We start from the raw sequence: 5481 nt of genomic DNA, 5'->3' as shown, positions 1-5481 counted from the left end.
GGCCACCCCCCAGGACGACGGCCATCCCCCTGCCAGCGAGCCGCAGGTGCAGCCCGCACCTTCCGCCGTTCCCGCCGAGGCATCGGCACGGGGCCGGACCGAGACGGCGCCCGAAGTGGCGGAGCCCTCCACCCAGCCGACCGTTGAGGTCACGCGGAGCGGCCTCGTGCCGGAGCCAGACGCTGGCCAGCTGGGCGTCGGCGCCCCGGAGGCGAGGATGGAATCCGCTGGGGAGCCAATGGAGACGCGGGTGCCGCGTGTGCTCCCGGCTCCCGAGCCCGCAGCACATGCGGTCCAGCCCACGCAGCCGACCGAGCCCGTTCCGCAGCACGGTCTGTCCGCGGCCCCTGGCGCAGCCTCGGCCGCCGAGGTGGCGCTTCGCCCGGTAGCTCCTCCGGCGGCAGGCGGCAACGGGTTTCCGGTGAGGACCGATGTTCCACAGGCTCACCAGGAACAGGACGTGCAATCGCAAGTAGCGGCCAGCGAAGGAACACCGTGGGCTCAGGGATCCGGCCGTCCCAAGGACATTCCTGAGGCCGCCGTCGTTCTCAACCAGCGCATCATCGCGCGCGAGAGCCTCGACTCGTCGGTCCCCGCTGCACTGAAGCTGAAGAGGCGGATCAAACGCTTCGCACTGGACAACGAACTCGATCACCTGCCGATCGGCGACATCGTCTCCGTCGCGTTGGACGAGTGGCTCACCGCTCGCGGCTTCTGAGCCGGACTGCAGTGCACGAGGGGCGGCCAACCCACGCCGAGGTGCGGCCGCCCCTCGTGCCGACTATTCCAATAGCCCAGTAGGCGGATAGCTATCCGCCTAGCCGGACCGACCGGAGCAGCTCTCGTGCCTGATCACTCCCCCTACGCCCGCCGACTGCGTGAAATCGCCGACGCCCTCGACGCCGAGTTCCAGCCAACCGACGACGCTCTTACGCCGCACCCGGACACCCTGAACGTCATCAAAGACCGGCACACCAAACGAGGGCAGCTCAACCACGCCGTCCCTGAAGTTCTTCAGTTCCAGCGCCGGATCCGCCGCTGCAACGCCGACACCGACATCCCTCACGGTGACATCGTCGCTCTCGCCCTTGACGCCTGGCTCCGTGCAAAGGGCTACCCACCGGACCTCCTAGGGCCCAGGCGGCCTGGCTGGTGAGGTGTACCGCGTTCCAACAGGAGCGGGACGAGGGCAACGACGACGACGTACCCGTGCCTCGTAAGACGCGGTCGATACCACGCCGCGCTTGGTCGGGTCGCCGTCCCCACCGACCACGACTGGCTTCCCGCGTAGCTCCGGGTGACGCAGTTGCTCGACGGCGGCGAGGAACTGGTCCATGTCCAGGTGCAGCACCCACTCGCTCACACCGGCAAGTTTTACCCCATCGGGAGGCGCTTCTTGGCTTCCTCGTAGAGGTCGGACGGTAGCGGGCCCTTTTCCGCGATGGCGATGTTGCCCGCCAGGTGGGCCGGGTTCGCGGTGCCGACGATCGTGGTAGACAGGCCGGGGTGGCTGAGCGTGAAGCGGAGGATGAACTCCTGCTTGTCGATGCCTGCCTGGTCGATGAGGTCCTCGATGCCCGACGTCTCCCAGTTGCGCTGGCCGACACCCGGCTGCTGGGCGAGCGGACCGACGGTCCAGTTCTTCTCCTGCGACGCCGCGCCGCGAGCGGCCCCGCCGCGGATGAGCGTGCCGGTGCCCTTGTCCGCCGCCTCGGTAATGAGGTTCTCGTGATCGCGTTGCACGGCCGAGTAAGGGATCTGAAAAGCGTCGAAGACGTTCATCGCAAGGTGGTCGGGCAGGTTGGGCAGGATGCCCGACATGCCGATGAAGCGGACCTTGCCCTCGGCCTGTAGTTCCTTGAGCATCTCGACGGTGCGGTTCTCTTCGAGCGTGGCCCGGCTCGGTGACATGTGCACCTGGACCAGGTCGAGGCGATCGGTCCGGAGCCGGCGCAGCGACTGCTCGACATCGGCGCGGACGTTCGCCTGGCTGTAGTCGTGCGGGTAGGGCGGCGGCGTGTCGGCGGGCGGCTCGATCGGGCAGCCACACTTGGAGGCGAGAAAGAACTCGTCCCTGCGGTGGGCGAGGTGCGTGCCGATGAGCTCTTCGCTGCGGCCGTAGTCGGGCGAGGTGTCGATCAGGTTGATGCCGCCGTCGAGGACCGCGTTGAGCAGCCGGCCGGCGTCCTCGTCGGTCAGTTCTGGCCCCCTGCGCAGCCCGCCCAGTTCCATAGCGCCGTAGCCGAGGATGGTCACGTCCGTGTCGGTGTGCCCGAGGGCACGTGTCATGATCGCCATGCCGATAGAGTGAAGCACCATTCACCTTTCGTCAAATGGTCCCGGAGGGCTCCATGACCTCACCCCGACCGCTGCGTGCCGACGCGGCCCGCAACCGCACCCGGATCATGACCGCGGCGCATGAGCAGATCACCGAGCACGGGCCCGAGGTGTCGATGGAGCAGATCGCCGCTGCCGCGGGCGTCGCGGTCGGCACCCTGTACAAGCACTTCCCGAACAAGAGCGACCTGGTCACAGCCGTGGTCGCCACCTCGTTCGAAACACTCGCCGACGACGCCGAAGAGTGCCTGCAACGCGAGAGCCAGGGTTCACCCGCCATGGCGGAGCTCACCGGCTTCCTCAGCCGCGTGATGGACACCGTCGCCCACAACCGCGCCGTCAAAGCAGCCGCGTACGCGCTCGGCGCCGACCACGCAGCCCACCCCGCCAAGCAGGAGGTGGAGACCCGCGTCACCCAGGCTCTCGGTCCACTCATCCGCACCGCACAAGCCCAGGGCGGTCTGCGCGCCGACTTCACCCTCGACGACCTGTACCTGATGCTCTCCACCCTCCCCGCCGACCAGCCACCCACCGCCCGCGCCCGATGGCTCGCCCTCCTGCTCACCGGGCTCACCGCCCGCTGACCGACCGTGGGGGTACGCCGCCGTCGCGGCCACCGCCGGGACGCCCTCTACGACCGCCCCGCCTGCCGACAGAAGGCGTACCGGGCCCGCCGACGGGCCGCCGAGCGGGTCCGCGAAGCCGTAGCGGCCCCGGGCCGGTGTGACGACTCGCGGAACCAGCTGCGGGGCTCTGGCCAGCACGGACGCCTAGGTCAAGATGGTGGCGACCACGACGCGCCGCCGTACGACCTCACTCGTCGTCGGCAGCGTCCTTGTCGCGCAGCGGGCGCATACCGCCGGGCAGCTTGAACGAGTACCGGCCCAGCATGTTGATGTGCCGTCGCACGAACGGCGAGAGGCGGGCGACGTCCTCGTCGCGGACGTCGAACCCGTCCGCCCGCAGTTGGTTCACCGCGGCGTCCATGTACCTCGTGTTGAAGAGGACGACGGCGTTGAGGACCAGGCCGAGCGCGCCGAGCTGGTCCTCCACACCGTCCTGGCAGCGCTGGTAGAGCTGCCCCGAGCAGCCGTGGAAGATCTTCCGGGCGAGTGCGTGGCGGCCCTCCTGGAGGTTGGCCTGCGCCTTGATCTGGCGGCGGTAGCCGGGCTCGTCGGCCAGCCGCAGGATGTGCAGGGACTTGGCGATCCGCCCGTAGTGCGCGATCGCGTCCCCCAGCGGGGTCGGCCGCCCGTCCCTCGACAGCATCCGGATCACGTCGTACGCGCGCACCACCCCGGTGTCAATCCCCTCGAACTGTGGAGATCTTCTTTTCTTTGCGGCCAGCTCCAAGGCGGAGTTGGCCTGGTGGTCGTGCTCGTAGTCGATCGGCTCTGATATCCACACACGCTGTGTAGCCGACGGCCGTTGTAGAAGCCGGTGATCCAGGTCGCGATCCGCAGCCGCGCCTCGGTGCGGGTGGCGCTTGCGACCAGCGCGCCTACGGCCGCTCAACGTGGATCAGCGGGCGTAGCCGCCGTCGGCCATGATGGTCTGGCCAGTCACGAAGGCAGCGTCGTCGCTGGTGAGGAAGGCAATGGTGCCGGTCAAGTCTTCCGGCAGCCCGTTGCGCTTGATGGCCTGGGACTGTGCGGCCGCCGTGAGGGCTTCCTGCGGGTGGGCATTCAGGACGCCGGGTGTGATGGTCAGGGTCGCGCCGACCGCGTTGACGGTGATGCCGAACGGGGCGAGGTCGTTGGCCAGTCCGCGGCTGAAGCCGATGTTGCCCATCTTGCTCGCCATGTAGTGGGACATGCCGGGCGCGTTGGTGACGATTGAGTTGGAGGTCACGTTGACGATGCGGCCCCAGCCGCTCTTCTTCATGGTCGGCAGCAGGGCCTTGACCATGAGGAACTGCGAGTCGAGGTTGACCGCGATGACGCGCCGCCAGGTGTCGTAGTCCAGCTCCTCGATGTCGAGGAAGGGGCAAATGCCGGCGTTGTTGACCAGGATGTCCGCCCGCCCGAACCGGTCGGCGACCTCCTTGCCCACGGCCGCGGTCTGGTCGGGATTGGACACGTCGCCTGTGAGACCCAGCACCGGGTGTCCTTTGTCGGCGAGCAAGGCGACGGTTTCCTCGGGGCTGTTGAGGTCGACCGCGACGACGCTCGCGCCGCGTGCGGCGAGGTCGACGGCGATGGCCTGGCCGATGCCGCGTCCGGCGCCGGTGACAACGGCCACGCGGTCCGTGTGTGTCTGGGGAACTGCTGTCAGAAACTCCTTTGTTGCGAACTTCCGGTCCCGCGCCTCGTGGCACGGTGCCCGGGACTTCTTTTCCGGCCCCCGCCCGGGTGAGCGTCACGCCGCGCGGCCGGCCTTGAGGGTCCTGGCGACGTTGGCGATCCGCTTGCCCTGGTAGGCGCCAGAGACGCGGGCCGTGCTGTCGACGGGGATCTCTCCCTGGGCACCGGTCACGTGCGAGGTTCCGTAGGGGTTGCCGTCGGTGAACTTGACGGGGTTGGTGAAGCCGGGGGGCTTTCCCCGGGCCGGGCGATGTGCAACCGGCGCTTCACAAGTGCTACCGGCCCGGCCGCTCGGGCTCCACCCGGAAGCAGACCAAGCGGGTCTTCGCGGCGGCCGTGCGCAGCTCGTCGTCGGTGGGTTGCCGGTCGCCTGGGAGGCCGAGCATCAGTCCCTTGGCGGCCTTGGGTCCTTTGCGTCGGCCGAACTCACCCAGCAGGGCGGCGACTTTCTCAGGGTCCTCGACGACCATGGGGACGGCGGCGTGGTCCTGGCCCCGGATGCGCAGCCGGACGGTGGCCCCTTGGCGCATGCTGGGGATCCAGCTGAGCTGGGAGGACATGGCGAGTACCGTGCCGGGATCCCAGTCGAAGTAGCCGATGGGGACCGTGAATTCGCGACCCGTTTTGTGCCCGTTGTAGGTGAGCAGCATCAGGCGTCCGCTCAGCGGCTTGTGGAAGCGGGAGGCGAGCAGCGGCCGTACGACCTTGTTGGCGGCTCGGAAGATCTTCACCATGGGTGGCGTGGCCGTGTTCGCCGCGGGTGTGCCGGAGGTGTTCACCGGGTGCCGCCGGGGGCGGTGTGGACGATCTCGGCCTGGTCGCGTTTGGTGTACGCGTCCCA

The 5481-nt window shown here is 68.7% G+C and carries 6 protein-coding genes and 3 pseudogenes; 2 read left to right on the top strand and 7 right to left on the bottom strand.

The genetic code is table 11. The features are described 5' to 3' along the window. Positions 1 to 718: pseudogene (locus tag O3Q52_RS48140) on the top strand (hypothetical protein); the annotation flags it as partial. Between the two features lie 99 nt (positions 719 to 817). On the opposite strand, the gene O3Q52_RS48135 reads toward O3Q52_RS48140, so the two are convergent. From O3Q52_RS48135 to O3Q52_RS48125, 3 genes are all read right to left on the bottom strand, one after another. After that, positions 818 to 1066 carry a hypothetical protein gene (locus O3Q52_RS48135; protein WP_266586896.1) on the bottom strand — a complete coding sequence of 83 codons (249 nt, stop codon included), beginning with the start codon at positions 1064 to 1066 and terminating at the stop codon, positions 818 to 820. Between the two features lie 63 nt (positions 1067 to 1129). Beyond that, positions 1130 to 1336, bottom strand: a complete 207-nt coding sequence (locus O3Q52_RS48130; RefSeq protein WP_266588558.1) for a hypothetical protein — start codon at positions 1334 to 1336, stop codon at positions 1130 to 1132. 38 nt (positions 1337 to 1374) lie between these two features. Beyond that, positions 1375 to 2298, bottom strand: coding sequence for an aldo/keto reductase (locus tag O3Q52_RS48125; protein ID WP_266586894.1), 924 nt, complete (start codon positions 2296 to 2298; stop codon positions 1375 to 1377). A 53-nt stretch (positions 2299 to 2351) separates the two neighbouring features. On the opposite strand from O3Q52_RS48125, the gene O3Q52_RS48120 reads away from it, so the two are divergent. Beyond that, positions 2352 to 2921 (top strand): TetR/AcrR family transcriptional regulator, encoded by a 570-nt coding sequence (locus O3Q52_RS48120; protein WP_269654781.1) that lies wholly within the window; start codon positions 2352 to 2354, stop codon positions 2919 to 2921. Positions 2922 to 3150: 229 nt separating this feature from the next. On the opposite strand, the pseudogene O3Q52_RS48115 reads toward O3Q52_RS48120, so the two are convergent. From O3Q52_RS48115 to O3Q52_RS48100, 4 genes and pseudogenes are all read right to left on the bottom strand, one after another. Beyond that, positions 3151 to 3645, bottom strand: a pseudogene (locus O3Q52_RS48115) (Tn3 family transposase); the annotation flags it as partial. Between the two features lie 213 nt (positions 3646 to 3858). Continuing rightward, a complete protein-coding gene (locus O3Q52_RS48110) occupies positions 3859 to 4578 on the bottom strand; it encodes an SDR family NAD(P)-dependent oxidoreductase (RefSeq protein WP_269654780.1) in 720 nt (239 codons plus the stop codon). A 117-nt stretch (positions 4579 to 4695) separates the two neighbouring features. Next, a pseudogene (locus O3Q52_RS48105) lies at positions 4696 to 4869 on the bottom strand (NAD(P)H dehydrogenase); the annotation flags it as partial. 46 nt (positions 4870 to 4915) lie between these two features. Next, complete coding sequence (locus O3Q52_RS48100; RefSeq protein WP_269654779.1) at positions 4916 to 5374, bottom strand: hypothetical protein; 459 nt, start codon at positions 5372 to 5374, stop codon at positions 4916 to 4918. Positions 5375 to 5481: the final 107 nt, after the last annotated feature.

This window comes from Streptomyces sp. ActVer (assembly GCF_027270795.1).
In the GTDB taxonomy this organism is placed as follows: Bacteria; Actinomycetota; Actinomycetes; order Streptomycetales; family Streptomycetaceae; genus Streptomyces; species Streptomyces umbrinus_A.
The sequence above is the reverse complement of the archived record's forward strand: the minus strand, read 5'-3'. Positions and strand labels throughout refer to the sequence as shown.